Origin of the sequence: Acinetobacter sp. YH16052, assembly GCF_013417155.1 — a bacterium.
In the GTDB taxonomy this organism is placed as follows: domain Bacteria; phylum Pseudomonadota; class Gammaproteobacteria; order Pseudomonadales; family Moraxellaceae; genus Acinetobacter.
In genome coordinates, this window is the sequence record NZ_VPEO01000028.1 from 1 (window position 1) to 19074 (window position 19074).

22 protein-coding genes, 1 rRNA gene and 1 pseudogene are annotated in these 19074 nt (G+C 43.1%); 17 read left to right on the forward strand and 7 right to left on the reverse strand.

What is annotated here, in order from left to right:
* Window positions 1-122 precede the first annotated feature (122 nt).
* A pseudogene (locus FTV42_RS14010) lies at window positions 123-1241 on the reverse strand (SAM-dependent methyltransferase); the annotation flags it as partial.
* Between the two features lie 102 nt (window positions 1242-1343).
* On the opposite strand from FTV42_RS14010, the gene FTV42_RS14015 reads away from it, so the two are divergent.
* From FTV42_RS14015 to FTV42_RS14025, 3 genes are all read left to right on the forward strand, one after another.
* Window positions 1344-1988: a hemolysin III family protein gene (locus tag FTV42_RS14015; RefSeq protein WP_180039093.1), complete on the forward strand. Its 645-nt coding sequence runs from the start codon at window positions 1344-1346 to the stop codon at window positions 1986-1988.
* A 142-nt stretch (window positions 1989-2130) separates the two neighbouring features.
* Window positions 2131-3438, forward strand: coding sequence for an MFS transporter (locus tag FTV42_RS14020; RefSeq protein WP_004281697.1), 1308 nt, complete (start codon window positions 2131-2133; stop codon window positions 3436-3438).
* Between the two features lie 133 nt (window positions 3439-3571).
* Window positions 3572-3973: a hypothetical protein gene (locus tag FTV42_RS14025; protein ID WP_180039094.1), complete on the forward strand. Its 402-nt coding sequence runs from the start codon at window positions 3572-3574 to the stop codon at window positions 3971-3973.
* 24 nt (window positions 3974-3997) lie between these two features.
* Here the strand turns inward: FTV42_RS14025 and FTV42_RS14030 are convergent, their stop codons facing one another.
* Window positions 3998-5008, reverse strand: coding sequence for a metallophosphoesterase (locus tag FTV42_RS14030; RefSeq protein ID WP_005266040.1), 1011 nt, complete (start codon window positions 5006-5008; stop codon window positions 3998-4000).
* Window positions 5009-5109: 101 nt separating this feature from the next.
* Between FTV42_RS14030 and FTV42_RS14035 the strand changes: the two genes are divergently transcribed.
* Window positions 5110-6744 carry a phospholipase D family protein gene (locus FTV42_RS14035; protein ID WP_180039095.1) on the forward strand — a complete coding sequence of 545 codons (1635 nt, stop codon included), beginning with the start codon at window positions 5110-5112 and terminating at the stop codon, window positions 6742-6744.
* A gap of 36 nt (window positions 6745-6780) precedes the next feature.
* On the opposite strand, the gene FTV42_RS14040 is transcribed toward FTV42_RS14035, so the two are convergent.
* Window positions 6781-7590 (reverse strand): 1-acyl-sn-glycerol-3-phosphate acyltransferase, encoded by an 810-nt coding sequence (locus tag FTV42_RS14040; RefSeq protein ID WP_004645956.1) that lies wholly within the window; start codon window positions 7588-7590, stop codon window positions 6781-6783.
* Window positions 7591-7779: 189 nt separating this feature from the next.
* Here FTV42_RS14040 and FTV42_RS17650 point away from each other — a divergent pair, with 189 nt between their 5' ends.
* The 8 genes from FTV42_RS17650 (at window position 7780) to FTV42_RS14075 (ending at window position 12715) form a co-directional block, all read left to right on the forward strand.
* Window positions 7780-7911, forward strand: a complete 132-nt coding sequence (locus FTV42_RS17650; RefSeq protein ID WP_257223460.1) for a hypothetical protein — start codon at window positions 7780-7782, stop codon at window positions 7909-7911.
* Window positions 7912-7988: 77 nt separating this feature from the next.
* On the forward strand, window positions 7989-9329 hold the full coding sequence (hflX, locus tag FTV42_RS14045; RefSeq protein ID WP_180039096.1) for a ribosome rescue GTPase HflX: 1341 nt from the start codon (window positions 7989-7991) through the stop codon (window positions 9327-9329).
* 40 nt (window positions 9330-9369) lie between these two features.
* Entirely contained in the window at window positions 9370-9741 is a 372-nt protein-coding gene (locus FTV42_RS14050) for a hypothetical protein (protein WP_004281691.1), read from the forward strand.
* Window positions 9742-9750: 9 nt separating this feature from the next.
* Window positions 9751-10425 carry an LrgB family protein gene (locus tag FTV42_RS14055; RefSeq protein ID WP_044111685.1) on the forward strand — a complete coding sequence of 225 codons (675 nt, stop codon included), beginning with the start codon at window positions 9751-9753 and terminating at the stop codon, window positions 10423-10425.
* Window positions 10426-10511: 86 nt separating this feature from the next.
* Entirely contained in the window at window positions 10512-10958 is a 447-nt protein-coding gene (locus tag FTV42_RS14060) for a DUF2147 domain-containing protein (protein WP_004281689.1), read from the forward strand.
* Window positions 10959-11161: 203 nt separating this feature from the next.
* Entirely contained in the window at window positions 11162-11611 is a 450-nt protein-coding gene (locus tag FTV42_RS14065) for a DUF2147 domain-containing protein (protein ID WP_180039097.1), read from the forward strand.
* Between the two features lie 60 nt (window positions 11612-11671).
* Window positions 11672-12121 (forward strand): DUF2147 domain-containing protein, encoded by a 450-nt coding sequence (locus FTV42_RS14070; RefSeq protein ID WP_180039098.1) that lies wholly within the window; start codon window positions 11672-11674, stop codon window positions 12119-12121.
* Window positions 12122-12268: 147 nt separating this feature from the next.
* Entirely contained in the window at window positions 12269-12715 is a 447-nt protein-coding gene (locus tag FTV42_RS14075) for a DUF2147 domain-containing protein (protein ID WP_180039099.1), read from the forward strand.
* A 52-nt stretch (window positions 12716-12767) separates the two neighbouring features.
* Here the strand turns inward: FTV42_RS14075 and FTV42_RS14080 are convergent, their stop codons facing one another.
* The 3 genes from FTV42_RS14080 to pdxA are packed head-to-tail and all read right to left on the reverse strand — an operon-like array spanning window position 12768 to window position 15434.
* Window positions 12768-13613: a symmetrical bis(5'-nucleosyl)-tetraphosphatase gene (locus tag FTV42_RS14080; RefSeq protein WP_180039100.1), complete on the reverse strand. Its 846-nt coding sequence runs from the start codon at window positions 13611-13613 to the stop codon at window positions 12768-12770.
* 6 nt (window positions 13614-13619) lie between these two features.
* Window positions 13620-14432, reverse strand: a complete 813-nt coding sequence (rsmA, locus tag FTV42_RS14085) for a 16S rRNA (adenine(1518)-N(6)/adenine(1519)-N(6))-dimethyltransferase RsmA (RefSeq protein ID WP_129717887.1) — start codon at window positions 14430-14432, stop codon at window positions 13620-13622.
* Window positions 14433-14465: 33 nt separating this feature from the next.
* Window positions 14466-15434, reverse strand: a complete 969-nt coding sequence (gene pdxA, locus FTV42_RS14090; RefSeq protein ID WP_180039101.1) for a 4-hydroxythreonine-4-phosphate dehydrogenase PdxA — start codon at window positions 15432-15434, stop codon at window positions 14466-14468.
* 305 nt (window positions 15435-15739) lie between these two features.
* On the opposite strand from pdxA, the gene rplM reads away from it, so the two are divergent.
* From rplM to FTV42_RS14115, 5 genes are all read left to right on the forward strand, one after another.
* Entirely contained in the window at window positions 15740-16168 is a 429-nt protein-coding gene (gene rplM, locus FTV42_RS14095) for a 50S ribosomal protein L13 (RefSeq protein WP_004281682.1), read from the forward strand.
* A 13-nt stretch (window positions 16169-16181) separates the two neighbouring features.
* Window positions 16182-16568, forward strand: a complete 387-nt coding sequence (gene rpsI / locus FTV42_RS14100; RefSeq protein ID WP_004281681.1) for a 30S ribosomal protein S9 — start codon at window positions 16182-16184, stop codon at window positions 16566-16568.
* 331 nt (window positions 16569-16899) lie between these two features.
* Window positions 16900-17553, forward strand: coding sequence for a glutathione S-transferase N-terminal domain-containing protein (locus tag FTV42_RS14105; protein WP_180039102.1), 654 nt, complete (start codon window positions 16900-16902; stop codon window positions 17551-17553).
* Window positions 17554-17562: 9 nt separating this feature from the next.
* Window positions 17563-17991 carry a ClpXP protease specificity-enhancing factor gene (locus FTV42_RS14110; protein ID WP_004281679.1) on the forward strand — a complete coding sequence of 143 codons (429 nt, stop codon included), beginning with the start codon at window positions 17563-17565 and terminating at the stop codon, window positions 17989-17991.
* Between the two features lie 18 nt (window positions 17992-18009).
* Window positions 18010-18657, forward strand: a complete 648-nt coding sequence (locus tag FTV42_RS14115; protein WP_180039103.1) for a hypothetical protein — start codon at window positions 18010-18012, stop codon at window positions 18655-18657.
* 314 nt (window positions 18658-18971) lie between these two features.
* Here FTV42_RS14115 and rrf read toward each other — a convergent pair.
* Window positions 18972-19074: ribosomal RNA gene (rrf, locus tag FTV42_RS14120) — 5S ribosomal RNA — on the reverse strand; the annotation flags it as partial.

Consider the following 19074-nt stretch of genomic DNA (forward strand, 5'->3'; position numbering starts at 1 on the left):
CAATGGCTTTTATGGCTTCAGCTTTAAATTCTGCGGTGTAAGTCTTCTGTTTCTTGCTCATGGTAAACTCCTAATGAGTATGTATAGTTTACCAAGTTAAACCCTCCTGTTTTTTAAGCACACATCACTTCCTGATCGGGTTGTTGATAGTCTTTGCGTTTTGTCGCCAGAATCATTTTATTTTTACTGGTATGTTCCAGCGCCACAAATTCAAAAACTTTGGTTTCATAACCATAAGCTTTGAGCAGTAAAGCACGAATGGTATCGGTCAACATTTCTGCCTGCTGTCCGGCATGAATACCAAACTGTAACATCGGGCTGAGGACTTTTGGCGCCTGCAACTGCGGACGCAATTCCTTATGACAACACGGTGCACACATGATCATCTGTGCATTCAGGCGAATCCCGCTATGAATCGCAAAATCTGTTGCTACATCACAGGCATGTAAGGCAATCATCACATCCAGACGTTCTGGCGCATAAGTACGCACATCCCCCTGGAAAAAGTCCAGCTGATCAAAACCAGATTGCTGCGCGACATTCTGGCAGAATTCAACCATTTTCGGATTAAGCTCTACCCCCGTGACATGCGGCGTTTGACCATGTTTTTGCATATAGTCATATAAAGCACAGGTCAGATAGCCTTTACCCGAACCAAAATCCACCACGCGCAGGCCTTCGGCTTGTGGCTTAATCTGCGCCAGGGCACCTGAGAAAATTTCCACAAACTTATTAATCTGCTTCCATTTGCGCGCCATGCTCGGAATAATTTGCGCTTTTTGATCGGTAATCCCGAGATGCTGGAGAAAGATACTGTCCTGATCGACAAAACGTTGTTTAATCCGGTCATGACCTTGTTCAGCAGGCTTCGCCTGATTCATCGCTACTTTATGTTTACTGCGCGTTAACATGGCTTTTTTCTTGTTTTTTTTCAGCTGTAATTCTTCATCGACGGTGATCAGATTGGCTTGTTTGCAACACGCCAGTAGTGAAGTAACCTGAAATAATGCTTCATCCAAAGGATAATTCTTGGTGACATCCTGCGTCTTGTAACGATACAGGCAGCTCAATACGCGCTGTTCATTTAATGTAATGACTCGCAAGGTCATTTTTTCTAAATCCTGCAGTTCACCTTTATACTGGCTTAAGATCAGGCGATCAAATTGATCCCTTTCAACAGCTTGCTGAAAGGTGTCCAAGAATTGCTGTTCCTGATCTGAGAGAGTTGCCAGCGTTGACATAGATAAAACCTGAAATGAATTGCGCATCAAGTTTAAATCTTCTTAACCTAAAAGCAAAATTGAATTACTATACAAGTGTATATTTGAAGAAGAATGACAATCATGCAGAATGCTCCACTGGTTCCAGATTATGATCAAAATGAGGAACGGATTAACTATATTAGTCATGGCGTAGGTGCCGGGCTATCCATTGTTGCTGGTATTCTTTTGATTATTAAAGGGTCTTACCTAAGTACTGGACAATGGATTGGACTGTGGGTTTATGCACTGAGCATGATTCTGCTGTTTTCTGCTTCTATGCTCTATCACATGGCCACTGCAGCAGACCGCCGTTATTTTTATAAAAAAGTCGATCATACTGCGATTTATTATTTAATCGCCGGAACCTATACCCCTTTCCTGTCAATTGCCATTCCGACCGCCAAAGCCCAGTATTTATTGATTGCGCTGTGGGTGATTGCCCTTCTTGGCACACTTTTCAAGTTCGTTTTCATTCATCGTTTCCAGAAACTTTCTTTGGCGGCTTATCTGGCCATGGGCTGGCTGGCGCTGCTGGTGATTGATGACATGCAGCAATATTTAAGTGCTCAATCTTTAACCTTTCTCATCATTGGTGGACTCGCTTATACCCTGGGTGCATTGTTTTACGCTTTAAAAAGAGTAAGATATACCCACGCTATCTGGCACATATTTGTATTGATAGGCGCAGGATCACATTTTCTGTCTATCTATCTTTACGTGATTTAATCATCTCCTTTTTCATTTCAGTGACCCTGAGCGAGTTGAAGCGAGAAGATTGCAGTTGTTTTTTTAAAAAATTACGCCTTTTTTAAAAAGATTACGCTTTTAAAACTAAGTTTTTTTATTTTTAGTAAGTGTAAGGTTTTCCATGGCGTCGTCTAATTCTGCTGCTCAGCCAGCACAAAATTCAAAATTTCGCGTTTTAACAGCAAGCTTGGTAGGCACCACAATCGAATTCTTCGATTTTTATATTTATGCCACCGCTGCTGTCATTATTTTTCCGTATCTGTTCTTCCCTACTAGTACAGATCCAATGACCGCAACCATTCAGTCTCTTGCGACTTTTGCCATTGCATTTATTGCCCGTCCGATTGGTGCAGCATTATTTGGTCATTTAGGTGACCGGATCGGACGAAAAGCCACCTTGGTTGCAGCTTTGCTAACTATGGGGATTTCAACCGTTGCGATTGGCCTGTTACCAACTTATGCGCAAATCGGAATTGCTGCGCCATTGTTACTTGCACTGTGCCGTTTAGGTCAGGGCTTGGGTCTAGGTGGTGAATGGTCAGGTGCTGTACTTCTTGCAACTGAAAATGCCCCTGAAGGCAAGCGTGCCTGGTATGGCATGTTCCCGCAACTGGGTGCTCCAATCGGCTTTATTCTGGCAACAGGTTCTTTCCTGACGCTTGGCGCTTTCATGTCTGAAGCTGACTTTATGGCTTGGGGCTGGCGTATTCCGTTTATCTCAAGTGCCTTGTTGGTAATTGTGGGTTTATGGATTCGTTTAAAATTGCATGAAACACCTGCTTTCCAAAAAGTGCTGGATAAACAGAAAGAAGTGAATGTTCCTTTTGTTCAGGTATTCAAAAAGCATTCCCGCATGCTGGTTCTGGGTACGATTGCTGCAATCTGTACTTTCGTTGTGTTCTATCTTACTACGGTATTTGCGCTGCAATGGGGAACCAAACAACTTGGTTATTCTCGTGAAGAATTCCTGCAATTGCAGTTAGTTGCAACTCTGTGTTTTGCTGCATTCATCCCGCTTTCAGCAGTATTGGCAGAGAAATTTGGCCGTAAGACTACTTCGATTGCGGTATGTGTCATTTCTGCGATCTTCGGTATCTTCTTTGCAGATATGCTTGAATCTGGCAGCACCTTGGTGGTGTTCCTGTTCTTGTGTATTGGTCTGGCGATCATGGGCTTAACTTATGGGCCAATCGGTACGGTATTGTCTGAAATCTTCCCGACTTCAGTACGTTATACGGGTTCTGCATTAACCTTTAACTTGGCAGGCATCTTCGGTGCATCATTTGCACCGCTAATCGCAACCAAGTTGGCAACGGCCTATGGTTTGTCTGCAGTCGGTTATTACCTGACCGCAGCATCTATCCTATCGCTTGTCGCGTTTTTGCTGATTCGTGAAACCAAGAATGATGATGTAAATAATCAGATCTAAGATTTTAGATTGATTCAAAAGCCAGCACTTGATGCTGGCTTTTTTTATCATTTCACAACAAAACTCGGCTACTTATCTCGTTAAATTTGCTCAACAATCAAATGAACTCAATTTAAAAAAATGAGGCAAGGCCATGCAGGATCTTATTGAATACCTCTCGCAGGAGCAGTTGGTCAATATCATTATTTTGCTGGAAGATGGTAAAAAATTAGAAGCTGTTCGCTATATCACCGAGAATACACCCTTGGATGAAGCTCAGGCGCTGCAAGTGATTGATGAAATTGTGCGGGAACATGATGTGGTCATGAAGCATGAAAGTACCGGTCCACGCTTTAGTGATGATGCCGGTGATATCGACCTGGTGACACCGCCACTGGAAATCCCCACCCATCCTAGTTTGAGCACATCCACAGAAGCTGAAATCACTGCGCAACAATTACGTGAAAATGTGCCAACCCGAAAAATCGAAAAGAAAATCTGGATGATGGCAGCCGTCGCAGTCGTGTTATTGATTCTGGTCTGGATTATCAGTTAACGCAGTACAGAATGCCGACTGAATTTAGATTAGTTCAATAATATCAATGGTAGGTGGCACCCGAAAACGGAAAGGTACACCGACCAAGCCGGTACCAACAGTGACGAACACATCTGCATGTTCATGACGGTACATGCCCTTTTTATGTCCCAAAATTGAAACCTTTTTCATGACGTAATTAGTTAGCCAAGGCAGCTCTACCTGTCCGCCATGGGTATGTCCAGACAACATCAGAGGACGCGTCGGCAGTTTTGGAATCATATCGACCGTATCAGGGTTATGCGAAAGAATCACCCAAGGCTTGTCCTGAGGCAAGTCGGGCAAACTGCGCATATCGGCTTTACCAGCCCAGAGATCACCCACGCCCAAAAGTCGGAATTCATCAAATTCGACAATTTGACCTTCAATATCCATAACCTGATTGACTTGCAATGCATAGTGCAATAATTCTCGAATTGGCGGTCCGGGATATTGCTCATCGTGATTACCATTGACCGAATAAACAGGAGCGTGAATCTCTTTTAAAATGGCCAGTTCCTGTGCCAGTTTATTTTCTGGCTCGTAAGTCCAGTCGCCAGCAACCACCACCAAATCAGGTTGAATATGATTTAATTTGTGTACAATTTGTCGCAACTGCCGCTCATGACCTGAAAAAAGACCAATATGCAAATCTGCAATCAGGGCGATTTTCACCGGCTGCTTTAAACGTTTATCTGCATTGATCTGATATTGTGTCGTTTTCACTTGAATTAAATGCGGCTCGATAAAGCGTGCATAAGTCAAAACCCCACTAAGCAAAAATACAAAAATGGCTTCATGCAGTGAATAATAACCCGTCCATCCAGCATAAATACTGAAGAAAACCAAAGGGATTAATAAATAGGCAAGATAAAAAGCCAGCAAATGACCAAAAGCTTTAAAGGGATGAATGGTTTCGGTACGTGATTGGCTCGACCATGCCTGAGCCACAGCCCAGATGGCTAAAATCGCCATTCCCAAATAAAAATAAAACAGTACGGAATTCGAATCCCACATAAATTGGCCTTATTCAGTCGAGCAGCAGATTACTGGCTTTATATTTATCTTTTCATAGCTGGCAATTATACTCAATTCTAATTTTTCATTCTTCGACTTATATGGCCACTGCTCCCCGCGATCAAGTTCACCTTCAATCCTCAAGTTTTATACGCACTCATCGCTATAAAACCGGCATTTTACTGAGCTGTAGCCTGGTACTGGGTCTGCCTGGGTGTAGCACCTTACCCAAGCAAACCGAACAGCCAAGCCAGATGGCATTTGAAACGGATACATCGCGAACCAGCCTGGCACAAATTGTTGAACCTTTACGTGATCAGAACATCGGGTTGACCGGTTATCGCGTGCTGTATGATCCGCTTGAAGCACTGGCTGCGCGGATTCAGCTGATTAATAAAGCGGAACGCAGTCTGGATCTGCAATATTACATCTGGGATAACGACCGAATCGGTGCCCTCGCCCTGCATGCGATTATTCAGGCAGCGGATCGTGGCGTAAAAGTGCGCCTGTTGATGGATGACAATAATGCCAAGAAAATGGAAGGGATTTATCTGGCCTTAAACCAGCATCAAAATATCGATGTCAAACTGTATAACCCCTATCGCTTCCGTAAATACCGTGCCATGGACATAGTGCTGGATTTAAAGCGCATTAACCGCCGCATGCATAATAAAAGCTTTATTGCCGATAACCAGATTGCCTTGATTGGCGGGCGCAATATGAGTAACCAGTATTATAATGTCAGTGAAAGCTATCAGTTCTCTGATGTCGATGTGATGCTGGTCGGTGCGGCATCGGATGAAATCATTCATTCCTTCGATGAATACTGGAATGATGATTATGCCTATCCGGTGCAAGAGGTTGTGAATCCACGGCATCATGCTTTACGTTTTCCAAGCTTAAAACAACAGCTAGAAACCCATAGTCAGGAGCCAGCGACTCAAAATTATCTGGATCTGGCCAATCGTTCCAGAGCCTTTGACCAATGGCTGGAACAAAACATTCAGCTGGATTGGGTTGAAGCCGAAGTAGTCAAAGATCCACCGAGCAAAATCAAGGCCAAAGCCAAAACCGAAGAACATCTCAATTTCCAGTTATTACAGCGTCTGGAAAAACCTGAACAAAGTGTCGATATTGTCTCTGCCTATTTTGTTCCGGAAAAAATTGGTGCAGACCGTTTAAAGAAACTGGCGAATGAGAATATCAAGGTTCGCGTCCTGACCAACTCTTTTAAGGCCAACGACGTTGCCGTGGTGCATGCCTTTTATGCCAAATATCGTCAGGATCTATTGGAAAATGGGGTGCAGCTGTATGAGTTCTTGGCAGCGCCAGAAGCTAATCACCTAAATGCTAATACAGAGGAAATTTCGAAAAAAGCCAAAGTTAGCCTGAAAGGATTGAGTCGTTCCAGCCTGCATGCCAAGTTGATGGCACTAGATCAAAAACAGGTGTTTATTGGTTCTTTTAACTTTGATCCGCGTTCAGCCTATTTGAATACTGAAATTGGTGTGTTGCTGAACAGTCCGTCTTTAGCACGTGCAGTACACGACACCATGGACAAAAATTTAAGCAAATATGCGTATAAACTGGTGCTGGATGCGAATCAGAACATTAACTGGAAAATCAAGAAAGCCAATGGTGACGTTCAAACGTTTACCAAAGAACCAAAAATGAAATGGTATCAGAAAGCTAGCCTTAAACTGGTGTCTTGGCTGCCAATTGAAGGTTTTATGTAAGCTGGATTCTTTGAACAGAAACCATAAAAAAGCCTCTTATTGAGGCTTTTTTAATACCCGTGACTGAAGTTCAACCAGGCCAGTCTGCATTTTTTCCTGGACCACACGGGTGAGGCTTTCAACCGTATGCCCTTCAGTGGCAATTGCAGGTAAAGCCACTAAATGTGCAATGACTTGCGGCATTTCCAGTACTTTTTTGACATGGGCGGCAAAACTGATGTCATTGACAAACGGCGCAACCATATCGAGTTCGCCCTGCTGATTCACATAACAAATCAGACAGATTTGTACAGGACGCTGCGCTTCAATCGCGGCGCCTAAAATCCGGCCATGCACTTTTTTGATGGCTCGCCCATCAGAAGTCGTCGCTTCAGGAAAGAACAGCACCGGAATATTCTGTTTCAGGAAACCGGTAATTTGTTCACGAATCCTGACGGAATCTCCTGAACCACGTTTAATAAATAAGGTACCCCCTCCCTTGGCCAATTTCCCTAAAATCGGCCAGTTCTCAATTTCTGCTTTTGCCAGAAAAAATACGCGCGCTCCGGAACCCAGAACGGCAATATCCAGCCAGGACACATGATTACTGACCCATAAGGCGGGTTCACGCGGAATCTCGCCATGTACCCGCACTTCGATATTGAATACTTTGCATAACTGGCGGCAAAAATGTTGCACATAGCGAGTATTGGTCGGGTTATTCGGATTTTTATATAAGCCATGACGAAAAACCAAATAGAACCCCTCACTGATGGTGGCCAATGAGGCGGTAATTTTCCGGCTATACAGAAAAAACTTGGCCAAGCCTTCGATATCTGGAGTCTGGTTTTGTACAGTTGAGTTCATAAAAACGTCATTAAATCCTAAGCGAGATACAGGGAATATCCACGAATTAAACTCATTCTATACTGTTCATTCGCAACTTGCATTGATAATAAAAATCGACCAATAGCATCTATATCTTCAATTTTAATTGGATTAAAAAATCATTCAAAATAAAACTATCGAAATATTAGATTGAAAAGGATCGTAGCCATGCCAGATCAAACCCAGCCCGCGAACGACACACTACAACCTTTACAAGTGCTCAAATATATTTTGGGCGGCACTTTCATCTATGCCGTGGTACTGGTAACACTTGCACAACTGTTTATCAGCGTACTCTAAACCAAAGCCGCGCTAATTCAGTATCTGCACAGCCCTTTTTCAACTACACTAAAGTTTTCAAGTGGAGATTGGCCTGAGTGGAATATTTACAACAACATCGAGGGAAAGAGCGCGTCATTCTGGTGAGTGTCAGCGTACAGATGCTGGATGACCTTGATGCTGAAGAGTTTCGTTTGCTGGCACAGTCTGCAGATGCTGAAATTCTGGAACATATTCATGCTCAGCGGATCAAACCTGACGCCAAATTTTTTATCGGCTCCGGCAAGGCAGAAGAAATTGCTGAACGTGTTGAAGAACTGGAGGCCAATTTGGTCATTTTTGACCATGCCCTGACCCCGGCCCAAGCCCGAAATCTGGAACAGGTGATCAAATGCCGCGTGGTCGATCGTACTGAACTGATTCTGGATATTTTTGCCCAGCGTGCTCGTACCTATGAAGGTAAGCTGCAAGTCGAACTGGCACAGTTACAACATTTATCTTCACGTTTAATTCGTAGTCGTGGCAATCTCGACAGCCAGAAAGGCGGGATTGGTTTACGTGGCCCGGGTGAAACCCTGCTGGAAACAGACCGCCGTTTGCTGCGTATCCGTATGGGACAGCTCAAGGCACGCATTGATAAAGTCCGCCAGACCCGGATGCAAGGCCGTGTGGCTCGTCAAAAAGCGGCTGTGCCGACGGTATCTTTGGTGGGTTATACCAATGCTGGTAAGTCTACCCTGTTTAATTTACTCGCCAACAGCGATGTCTATGCAGCCGATCAGCTGTTTGCCACTTTGGACCCAACCTTACGGCGTCTGGAATGGGATGGAATCGGCAATCTGGTACTGGCCGATACAGTAGGTTTTGTCCGTAATCTTTCCCATTCGCTGGTGGAATCCTTTAAGGCGACTTTGGAGGAAACCGTAGAAGCCACGCTATTACTGCATGTCATTGATTCAAGCAGCCCAGAAATGCTGGAGCAGATTGAAGCTGTAGAAAAAGTGCTGAAAGAAATTGGTGCAGATGTGCCGATCCTGCAGGTTTACAATAAAATTGACTGTAGCGGTGAAGAAGCCAAAATTATTTATCGACGCCCGGGTGAACCGGAACGGGTCTATGTTTCGGCACATAGTGGCGAAGGTATCGACCTGCTGCGTAAAGCGGTACATGAATCCTTGATGGGGCAACTACAGTCCTTCGATTTAATCCTGAAACCCGCTTATGGCAAGCTGCGTAACCAGCTCTATAGTTTGAATGTGATCCAGTCTGAACATTATGATGATGAAGGTCAGCTACATCTGCATATTCGAATTGCCCCACAAAAACTGGAACAGTTGATTAAACAGGCGCATTTACCTTTAGATGAAATTCTAGGCAAACAGGCGCAGCAATTTCAGCGTCCACTGGAAGCGTTTGAAATCCAGTCAAAGATCGAGTAAAACTTGATAAGTAAACTTATTAATATTAATGATCATAGCAATGAACTGGATAAAACGAATAGATTGGCCAGCATGGATCGGCACCCTGTTACTTATTATTGTCTTTCGGGAAGCTTCGGTCTGGTTAATGACCCAACTGAATCATCCTGAATTAGGCAATCTGGTCGGGTTATTGAGTCTTTTAATTGCGCTGTTTACCTGGCGCTACTTTGGCAAACTCCCCGCTCGCCTCGTGGATACCAATAACAAACTGATGAAGGAAAGTGCCTTTGCTTTCCTGCCTGTCAGTGCAGGTGCACTGATGATGCTGGTACATATGGGCCAGAAAATTCCGGCCTTTCTGTTCATCATGTTTTTCAGCACCCTGATTCCTTTATGGATTTACGCCAAAATGGCCAAGCGCTGGTTATAGGAGTTCCGCATGTTATCTATTTTGTATGGCTTTGCGGTTACGCTCAGCGCCTATCTGATTGCCAAACCCTGTAACCGGTTCATACCGCAAATTCCCGTCATCGTGTTCAGCATGTTCTTTGTACTGGCGATTTTATTTGTGCTAGGCATTCCTTATGAAAATTACATGGATGAAGTTAATCCGCTTTTCAACCATTTACTCGGCTATGTGACCGTCGCCCTGGCTATCCCTCTGGCCGCGATGCGCTACGATGACCTGCCGCTCAAAGCCATTATCGGCATTTTGGTTTTTGCCAGTATCAGTGCTGTCGCCTTACCGATGGGACTGGCTTATCTGCTGCATATGTCCTCTGCAGACATTATGGCGTTTGCTACCCGCGCAGTGACCACTCCAATTGCGATTAATATTGCCACCTTGCTGGATGCGCCCATCAGCATGGTCATTCTAATCGTGATTCTTTCTGGTGTGATTGGTGCAGCTTTTTCTCCATTTATTCTGAGACATATTAATGATGAGCGCGCTTCTGGACTGGCTTTAGGACTAGCCGCACATGCCATTGGTACAGCTCAGGCCTGGCAGCGCGGCAGTGTTGCAGGTCGTTATGCTGCCTTTGGCATGGCGGTAAATGCGGTCTTTACCGCGATCTGGTTGCCAACTTTTATACTTTATTTGCAAAAAATGTGACTAGTGAATCAAATTAATCATTTGTTTTATGTGGTAATCGTTCTTACTATAGAGTAAGAACTCTAATCCAACCTAGGAACAGATATATGAATAAAGTTCAATTTTTTTCAACTTTACTTTTAGCCTCTTTCAGCCATCTGGCTTTGGCCTCTGACCTTTCAGGGACATGGAGAAATATTGACGACAAAACTGGTTCACCTAAAGCATTCCTGGAAATTCGTGAGACGGCTTCCGGCGTCTATGCTGCCAAGATCACAAAAATCACCCCGCGTCCTGGATATACTCCGAAAGAAAATTGTGTGTCCTGTCCCGCACCTTATACCAATAAACCTATTCTTGGTCTGGATGTACTCACTGGCTTAAAGCACGTCGGCAATAACAGTTTTGCTCAAGGCAAGCTGCTTGATCCATTATCAGGGAATCTTTATAACACCAAGGCAAAATTAAGTGCCAATGGGAAACGTCTGATCCTACGTGGCTATATCGGCGTTTCAGCGCTTGGCCGTAGTCAAACCTGGATTAAGCAGGATTAATTCCTGCTTAATTAAAAAAATGTGATGGAGTTATGCTTTAGTAGATAGAAACTTGCATTTTAATGCATTAGGTTGTATGAATATTAAACATATGCTTTTTTCATGCAATATAGATTATGAAAGTGTATTAACGTAGTTTGCATCAGCATTCACCACATGGAATTAGGTGAATGTTCATAAAAAAATAAGGATAAGGATATCGCATGTATAAAATCACACTTTTAACTGTTTTTTCAGCTTCTTTATTCACTAGCTCTCTGGCCTTTGCTCAGGAGTTATCTGGTCTCTGGCAACAGATTGATGATAAAACCGGCTCACCTAAAGCATTGATTGACATGAAAATGCAGGCTGATGGCTCGTATACCGGAACGATTAATAAAGTCACACCTCGCCCAGGTTATACGCCACGGGAAAAATGTGTCAAATGTCCACCTCCTTATACCGATAAACCGATTTTGGGATTAGACGTCATTAAAGGACTGAAACCCACCACTACAAATAACTATGCACATGGCCGGGTACTCGATCCATTAACCGGTAAAATTTATGATTTAAAAGGCCGGATTTCTGCCAATGGGAAACGACTGACTTTACGTGGATATATCGGAATATCTGCGATTGGTCGCACACAAACCTGGATTCGCCAGGATTAATAAAAACAGCACTTTTGTGTTGAGGATATTTTATTCATCTATAAAAAAGGAATAAATATAATGAAACAAACTAAATTAGGATTAATGTTCATCGCTGCACTGATGACTGAGACTGCTTATGCGCAGGATCTGACTGGCATCTGGCAGCAAATTGATGATAAAACCGGCTCACCAAAAGCGATTATTGAAATTCGTCAAAATGATAATGGGACTTTTGCTGGAAAAATTATTAAAGTAACTCCACGTCCAGGCTATACCCCACAGAAAACCTGTAGTAAATGTCCTGCACCTTATACCAACCAGCCGATCTTGGGCATGGATGTATTGACTGGCTTAAAACATGTGGAAGGCACCAACAATTATGAAAAAGGTAAAGTGATTGATCCATTGGCAGGTAAAGTTTATGACGCTCGAGTGCGTCTAAATGCCAATGGTAAACGTTTAACCTTGCGTGGTTATGTGGGTGTGTCCGCTTTAGGCCGTAGCCAGACCTGGATTCGCCAAGATTAATACCTAATTCTCATTATTCAAAAAAGCTGCCAAATTGGCAGCTTTTTTTAGTGTATCAACTCTATAGTATTCAGATAAGTGTTGACTATTTTAGTAAGATTTCTAACATGAGCGGGCGATGATAAAAATTCTTTGGAATGACTCTCTATGTTTAAAAAAATATTACTTGCCGCGCTTACAGCAGGATGTATGACGAATTTGTGGGCAAACGATATTACCGGGACCTGGCAACAAATTGATGATAAAACGGGGGCGGCTAAAGCGATTATCGTCATTAGCAAAGAAGCAAATAATACCTATTCAGGCAAAATTGTAAAAATCACGCCTCGCCCAGACTATAATCCACGTGAAAAATGCAATAACTGCCCTGCACCTTATACCAATCAGCCTATTTTAGGCATGACCATTTTAAAAGGCCTAAAACTGGTTGAAGGCACCAAAAATTATGACAAAGGTCGTATTATCGATCCATTGGCAGGTAAAATTTATGATGCAAAAATGCGTTTAAACAATACCGGTAAACGTTTAACCTTACGTGCCAGTATTGGCGTTTCAGTTCTAGGCCGTAACCAGACCTGGATTCGAGCAGACTAAATTTTAAAACTAAAAAAGCCACGTAATCACGTGGCTTTTTTATGGAATGTGCTTACATCGCCGGATTATCCACTGCAAACATCTGCTGATCTTCTAGGCGGAATGCCATGAGTTGATTACCCCAGACACAACCGCCATCTACATTCTGAATCTTGTTCGAAATGGTTTTACCGTTCAAGGCGGCCCAGTGACCAAACAGGATCTGATGAGTTTGTGCGGCCTGTGATTCAAACTCAAACCAAGGTTTAAATCCTTCCGGCATCGGATCATCCAGCGCATCTTTAAAGCTGTATTCCAGACGTCCCTCAGCGTCAGTTAAACGCATTCGGGTGAGGTAGTTCACGATACAGCGAATACGTTCATGGCCTTGTAGCTGATCCGACCAAAGTGCGGGTTCTTTCCCGAACATTTCTTTCAGAAAATCATCCAGCACCTCGAAGTCATCATGAGCAATGATCGCTTCGACTTCTTGTGCCAATTGAGCAGTTTTTTCTGCACTCCAGATATTCGGAATTCCAGCATGCGTCAAAATGGTCTGCTCATTTGGAAATAGACACATTGGCTGTTTGCGCAGCCAGTCAATCAAGTCATCACTGTCGATCGCATCAATCACATCACGGATATTGTCTTTTTCTTTCACCGGTTTGATGCCGCGGGCATAAGCCAGCAAAGTCAAATCATGATTTCCCAAGACCGTCGCAGCTGCACCTTGCTCAGCCAGCTTTTTGATAAACCGCAATGCTGCAATTGAGTTTTCACCACGTGCAACCAAATCTCCGGCAAACCAGATAAAATCCCGATCTGCATCAAACTTGATTTCTTTAAGCAAAGCTTTCAAAGCCTCAAAACAGCCTTGAACATCCCCAATCACATAATTATATCGAGCAGTACGGTTCATCGTAATTTAAGCCACCATTTGATCTGAAAGTGCAACAAACTGTTCAAGTGTCAGTGTTTCTGGACGTGCCATCGGATCAACACCCGCTTTTTCAAAACCCTCTTCAACCAGCATACCCTTCAAGCTGTTACGCAGAGTTTTACGACGCTGGGTAAATACATGCGATACCAGTCGTGTCAGAGCTTTTTCATTCTTCGCCACAATCGGTTTAACTTTATAAGGCTCTAAACGGAATACCGCTGAGGTCACTTTTGGTGGCGGATTAAAAGATCCAGGTGGCACTTCGAACAGGAAAGTCGGTTTACAGAAATATTGAATCATCACCGACAGACGGCCATATTCTTTGGTATTGGGTGATGCGGTAATGCGGTCTACCACTTCTTTTTGCAGCATGAAATGCATGTCTTGCACTTTGTCACCAAATTCCAAGAGATGGAATAACAGTGGCGTTGAAATATTATAGGGCAAGTTACCGACCACACGTAATGGACGATCTTCCTGGAACAACTGAGAATAATCGTATCTCAAGGCATCGGCTTCAATAATGGTTAAACGTTCCGGATGCGGCACACGACCCGGCAGGCCAGCAGCCAGATCACGATCCAGCTCAAGTACGGTTAAGGCATCACATTCACCAATTAAAGGTGAAGTCAAAGCGGCCAGACCCGGGCCAATTTCCAGAATGTTCTGACCTGGACGCGGATTGACTGAGCGTACAATTTTGGCAATGACACGCTGGTCATGTAAAAAGTTTTGACCAAATCTTTTTCGAGCCTGATGCCCTTCATCTTTTGGGTTTAAGGCATTAATTTGATACATAAAAACATTTCCAACGTGAGTGATGAACAATAATCAGTGGCGCGCCAGATCGAGGGCTAAATCGACAGCAACGTGCAGGCTGGAACTTTTCGCAAGTCCCGTCCCCGCAAGGGAGAGTGCTGTGCCATGATCAACAGAAGTTCGAATAAACGGTAAGCCGAGGGTAATATTAATGGCTTCACCAAAGCCCTGTGATTTTAACACAGGTAAGCCCTGATCGTGATACATCGCCAGAACAGCATCAGTATCTTTTAGGTTTTCTGGAGTAAATAAAGTATCAGCAGGTAGGCTTAAACTCATGTTGATACCTTGGGCACGATAGCTTTCGAGTACCGGATTGATCACTTCAATTTCTTCCATCCCCAAATAACCGCCCTCCCCGGCATGCGGATTTAAACCGCAAACCAGTATATTCGGCTGTTCAATCTTGAATTTGGATTTCAGGTCGTGAATCAGAATATCAATCACCTGATGCAAGCGTTCAGGCGTAATCGCATCTGCCACGGCACGAAGCGGAAGATGGGTAGTGGCCAAGGCCACGCGTAAAGTTTTGGTGGCCAGCATCATGACTACACGTGGAACACCAGCAAATTCCTGGTAATACTCGGTATGACCACTAAAAGAAATGCCCGCTTCATTTATCACGGACTTTTGTACAGGCGCAGTCGCGACGCCGACACTTTTTCCTGACATGGCATAGTCTGCGGATCGACGCAGTTGCTCCAGTACATAAGCCGCATTGTTCGGATTCAGCTCACCCAATACGACGTCTTGCTGCACGGGAACATGCTCTACAAATAGCTGACCGATGCCTGAAGATGACTCCTGTCCTTGATATTCAATCAGCTCAACCGATAATTTGAGTACCTGAGCACGCTGCTCGAGCATATGAATATCCGCCAATACCACAATTGGGCGCTCATCAACACGATCTGCAAGACTCAGGCAAATATCAGGACCAATTCCGGCAGGTTCCCCACTGGTGACATATAAAGGCAGCATCATCTTCTCAATTTGGCAAAGCTGAGAAATATTATAACCCGATCACGCCTACGCTGTAGTAATCATTGCAAAGAGTACTTATAAATCAATATTTTGATACCATTGAAACTATGGTTACAAATATAGTTGCAGTTTTTGTAGCATATAAAGGCTTAGGTCTTTCTTTCACCAAGGAGATTAGATAAAATACAGCGCTTGAAATTTTAATTTTCATTTGTGATTCTTCACGTATTCGTTTAGAATCGCGTCTCCTTTAGTTTGGACAGATTCCATAGTCCAAACCAACTATAATAGGTAGTGGTTTAATGAAAACTCTCAGCGCTAAGCCAGCTGAAGTTCAACACGACTGGTACGTTGTTGATGCTTCTGGCAAAACTTTAGGTCGCCTTGCGACTGAAATCGCTCGTCGTTTACGCGGTAAGCATAAAACTTCTTATACTCCTCACGTTGACACTGGCGACTACATCGTTGTTATCAATGCTGAAGAAATCACTGTGACTGGTAAAAAGTCACAAGATAAGAAATACTATCGCCACACTGGTTTCCCTGGTGGTATCCGTGAGACTAACTTTGAAAAGTTAATCGCTCACAAACCAGAAGCAGTTCTAGAAAAAGCTGTTAAAGGTATGTTACCTAAAGGTCCTCTTGGTTATGCAATGATCAAGAAAATGAAAGTGTATGCAGGTACTGAGCATCCACACGCTGCTCAACAGCCACAAGTTTTGGACATCTAAGGGATAACAGCACATGGCTACTAATTATGGTACAGGTCGCCGTAAGACCGCAACTGCACGTGTTTTCCTATCAGCTGGTACTGGTAAACTCGTAATTAACAACCGTACTCTTGAACAGTATTTCGGTCGTGAAACTGCTCGTATGGTTGTTAACCAACCACTTGAGCTTCTTGAAGCTACTGACAAATATGACCTTTACATCACTGTTGCTGGTGGTGGTATTGGTGGTCAAGCAGGCGCTATCCGTCACGGTATTACTCGTGCATTGATCGCTTCTGACGAAACTTTAAAACCTGCTCTTCGTCAAGCTGGTTTCGTTACTCGTGATGCTCGTGAAGTTGAACGTAAGAAACTTGGTTTACGTAAAGCTCGTAAACGTCCTCAGTTCTCTAAACGTTAATTCGTTTACCGAATCGGACAAAAAACCCTGGATTTTCCAGGGTTTTTTTATGGCGGTTAGTGGGTCATTTAGAACTTTTTTCTTGTTATTGTTCATGTACATCCTTACCCCATACCCCTTCGTGACACCAGAATGACTTCATCAAATAATAATTTGCAATCCCAATACAGATAAACAGCAAAATGACAGGAAGCTTGATCAGCATCTTATTTTCCTCCAGTTGTTTTTCTTCTAATCTACCTCGGCTCAAGCCGATTGATCTTTGATGCTTGGTGCTTTTTAGGTTGAATTTTAGTATCCTAGTCTATTCATTAGAAGCTCATCAGGATTTATGTCAGTCGAAAGCGCGCCTCTTCAAGGAATCACTCTTTATAGTCATGCCGATGACTTTCGTTCCCATTGGATTCGCTATGTGCTTACCGAAAAACAGATTAAATATAACCTGATTTTGGTGGATGCCGATGATGAGGATCTGGCCAGCCTTAATCCTTATAATCAATTGCCGATGCTGATCGAAAATGAACTTAAATTATTTAATACTTCGATTATCTCAGAATATGTAGATGATCGTTATCGTCAGAATAAACTGTATGCCGATGCTCCGATGCCCCGGGCAGAGCAACGACAATACATCTGGCGCTTTGAAAATGACTGGCTGAAGCTGGCTGATATCATGTTATGCCATCCTGATACGCTGGATAAGAAAGCCAGAACTCAGGCACAAAAGCAGTTACAGGATATCCTGATTTCACTGATGCCACTATTCCAGCATTTTCCCTATTTTATGTCTGAACAATTTAGTATCCTGGATTGTATGCTGGCACCAATTTTTATCCGTCTGAAACAGATGGGCGTAGAATTACCACAGCAGCAATGCCGTCCGTTTTATTTATATTGCCAACGAATTTTCAGTCGTCCTGCCTTTGTAAAATCCATGACATTGCAGGAAAAGAACCGTTATTCAGCGCAACTCAAGCACCCGTAGAGAAACCTCATGTCCGAACAAGAATTCAACCTTAGCCCTACCCGTCCCTATATGGCACGTGCAATCTATGAGTGGGTTTGCGATAACAATATGACGCCTTACCTGCTGGTGGATGCCACACGCCCAAATACCATGGTTCCTGAGCAGTTTATTAAAGACGGACAGATTGTCCTGAATATTGTGCCACATGCCGTACATGCGCTGCATATGAGCAATGATGCCATTAGCTTCTCGGCTCGCTTTGGTGGCGTTTCTCGTGATATTTATGTTCCTATGGCAGCAGTACTCGGTATTTATGCACGTGAAAATGGTCAAGGTTTATTCTTTGATCCAGGTGAATATGAGCATACACAAAATGATGAAGATGCTTTAAAATCAAGCACTGAAGAACAAACTGAACAACCAAAGAAAAAACCGACTTTAAGACTATTAGATTAAAAATAATGGAGCAAGTGAATGGCTTTTGATTTAGTACAATATTTTGTTGAACAGATAGAGACTCAAAAGCCTGAGCTTCTAAAAGACTATACAAAAGAAGAAAGACGAAAATATATATCAGAAATCAATGCCTTAACTTTAGGTAAACTTATTACTGAATGGCGTCATAACCCACAAAAAATTTATAATGAAATCAACCATCCTGATGAATTATATATCCTGGAAATCGTGCGTCATCTCGCTACCAGTCCGGAAAATCAATCCACTCTGGATCGAGCCCAGCTTGAGTACAGCACTTCAGAAATTTTTCATTTACAGCTTATTGAATTAAAACAACTGCATGATACCGGCAACCATAATATCCATAGCATTCAGGAATTACTGACCGGGCAAATTGAACATTTATCTGGTCAAGCAGATGATTGGGTTTGGACAACAAACAAGCTAACAGAACTCAAAGGCTCTAAACCAATTGTGCAAGAAGAGCTATCATTGGAAGCATCAATGAAGGAGTTTAATCAAATGGTAAGCCAGAATCAGCAGCATCAAGATATCGAAGAAGTGATTGTTGTCGACACCCCAAAATGGGCAAAGATTGTTGAACCAATCGTAGCGATTGCCATTCTTTGGGTATTAATCGCAGCCGTAATGCGTGTGTTTGGCTAAAATAATCTGCAATAAAAAACCAGCGATTCGCTGGTTTTTTATTTTTTAGGATTTATAAGATAGGACTGTAAAATCTTTTAGATCAAACTATATCGACCGGATAACACTAGTCATATTAACGCGAATCATCCTTCTAAAAAGACTTTAATAAGGTTTTAGATAAATACTTCTATACACTTAAATTAATAAGTTCGTGGAGCTCGATAGGAAATGAATGCATATAGAAATCAGAATCAAAAATAAAAGACTTATTTCTAAAAACCACACATAAAAAATCCCCCTCTGCTAATGCGGAGGGGGATTTTGGAATAATGAGCTGGCGATGACTTACTCTCACATGGGTAACCCCACACTACCATCAGCGCTAAGAGGTTTCACTTCTGAGTTCGGGAAGGGATCAGGTGGTTCACTCTTGCT

What these genes read in the sequence shown, in the direction of transcription:
- FTV42_RS14025 (WP_180039094.1), top strand. Translation starts at nt 3,572, where the DNA reads ATGCAGGATCTTATTGAATACCTCTCGCAGGAGCAGTTGGTCAATATC.
- rpsI (WP_004281681.1), top strand. Translation starts at nt 16,182, where the DNA reads ATGGCTACTAATTATGGTACAGGTCGCCGTAAGACCGCAACTGCACGT.
- FTV42_RS14110 (WP_004281679.1), top strand. Translation starts at nt 17,563, where the DNA reads ATGTCCGAACAAGAATTCAACCTTAGCCCTACCCGTCCCTATATGGCA.
- FTV42_RS14020 (WP_004281697.1), top strand. Translation starts at nt 2,131, where the DNA reads ATGGCGTCGTCTAATTCTGCTGCTCAGCCAGCACAAAATTCAAAATTT.
- rplM (WP_004281682.1), top strand. Translation starts at nt 15,740, where the DNA reads ATGAAAACTCTCAGCGCTAAGCCAGCTGAAGTTCAACACGACTGGTAC.
- FTV42_RS14065 (WP_180039097.1), top strand. Translation starts at nt 11,162, where the DNA reads ATGTATAAAATCACACTTTTAACTGTTTTTTCAGCTTCTTTATTCACT.
- FTV42_RS14115 (WP_180039103.1), top strand. Translation starts at nt 18,010, where the DNA reads ATGGCTTTTGATTTAGTACAATATTTTGTTGAACAGATAGAGACTCAA.
- FTV42_RS14060 (WP_004281689.1), top strand. Translation starts at nt 10,512, where the DNA reads ATGAATAAAGTTCAATTTTTTTCAACTTTACTTTTAGCCTCTTTCAGC.
- FTV42_RS14050 (WP_004281691.1), top strand. Translation starts at nt 9,370, where the DNA reads ATGAACTGGATAAAACGAATAGATTGGCCAGCATGGATCGGCACCCTG.
- rsmA (WP_129717887.1), bottom strand. Translation starts at nt 14,432, where the DNA reads ATGTATCAAATTAATGCCTTAAACCCAAAAGATGAAGGGCATCAGGCT.
- FTV42_RS14030 (WP_005266040.1), bottom strand. Translation starts at nt 5,008, where the DNA reads ATGTGGGATTCGAATTCCGTACTGTTTTATTTTTATTTGGGAATGGCG.
- pdxA (WP_180039101.1), bottom strand. Translation starts at nt 15,434, where the DNA reads ATGCTGCCTTTATATGTCACCAGTGGGGAACCTGCCGGAATTGGTCCT.
- FTV42_RS14075 (WP_180039099.1), top strand. Translation starts at nt 12,269, where the DNA reads ATGTTTAAAAAAATATTACTTGCCGCGCTTACAGCAGGATGTATGACG.
- FTV42_RS14070 (WP_180039098.1), top strand. Translation starts at nt 11,672, where the DNA reads ATGAAACAAACTAAATTAGGATTAATGTTCATCGCTGCACTGATGACT.
- FTV42_RS14015 (WP_180039093.1), top strand. Translation starts at nt 1,344, where the DNA reads ATGCAGAATGCTCCACTGGTTCCAGATTATGATCAAAATGAGGAACGG.
- FTV42_RS14105 (WP_180039102.1), top strand. Translation starts at nt 16,900, where the DNA reads ATGTCAGTCGAAAGCGCGCCTCTTCAAGGAATCACTCTTTATAGTCAT.
- FTV42_RS14080 (WP_180039100.1), bottom strand. Translation starts at nt 13,613, where the DNA reads ATGAACCGTACTGCTCGATATAATTATGTGATTGGGGATGTTCAAGGC.
- FTV42_RS14055 (WP_044111685.1), top strand. Translation starts at nt 9,751, where the DNA reads ATGTTATCTATTTTGTATGGCTTTGCGGTTACGCTCAGCGCCTATCTG.
- FTV42_RS14035 (WP_180039095.1), top strand. Translation starts at nt 5,110, where the DNA reads ATGGCCACTGCTCCCCGCGATCAAGTTCACCTTCAATCCTCAAGTTTT.
- FTV42_RS14040 (WP_004645956.1), bottom strand. Translation starts at nt 7,590, where the DNA reads ATGAACTCAACTGTACAAAACCAGACTCCAGATATCGAAGGCTTGGCC.
- FTV42_RS17650 (WP_257223460.1), top strand. Translation starts at nt 7,780, where the DNA reads ATGCCAGATCAAACCCAGCCCGCGAACGACACACTACAACCTTTACAA.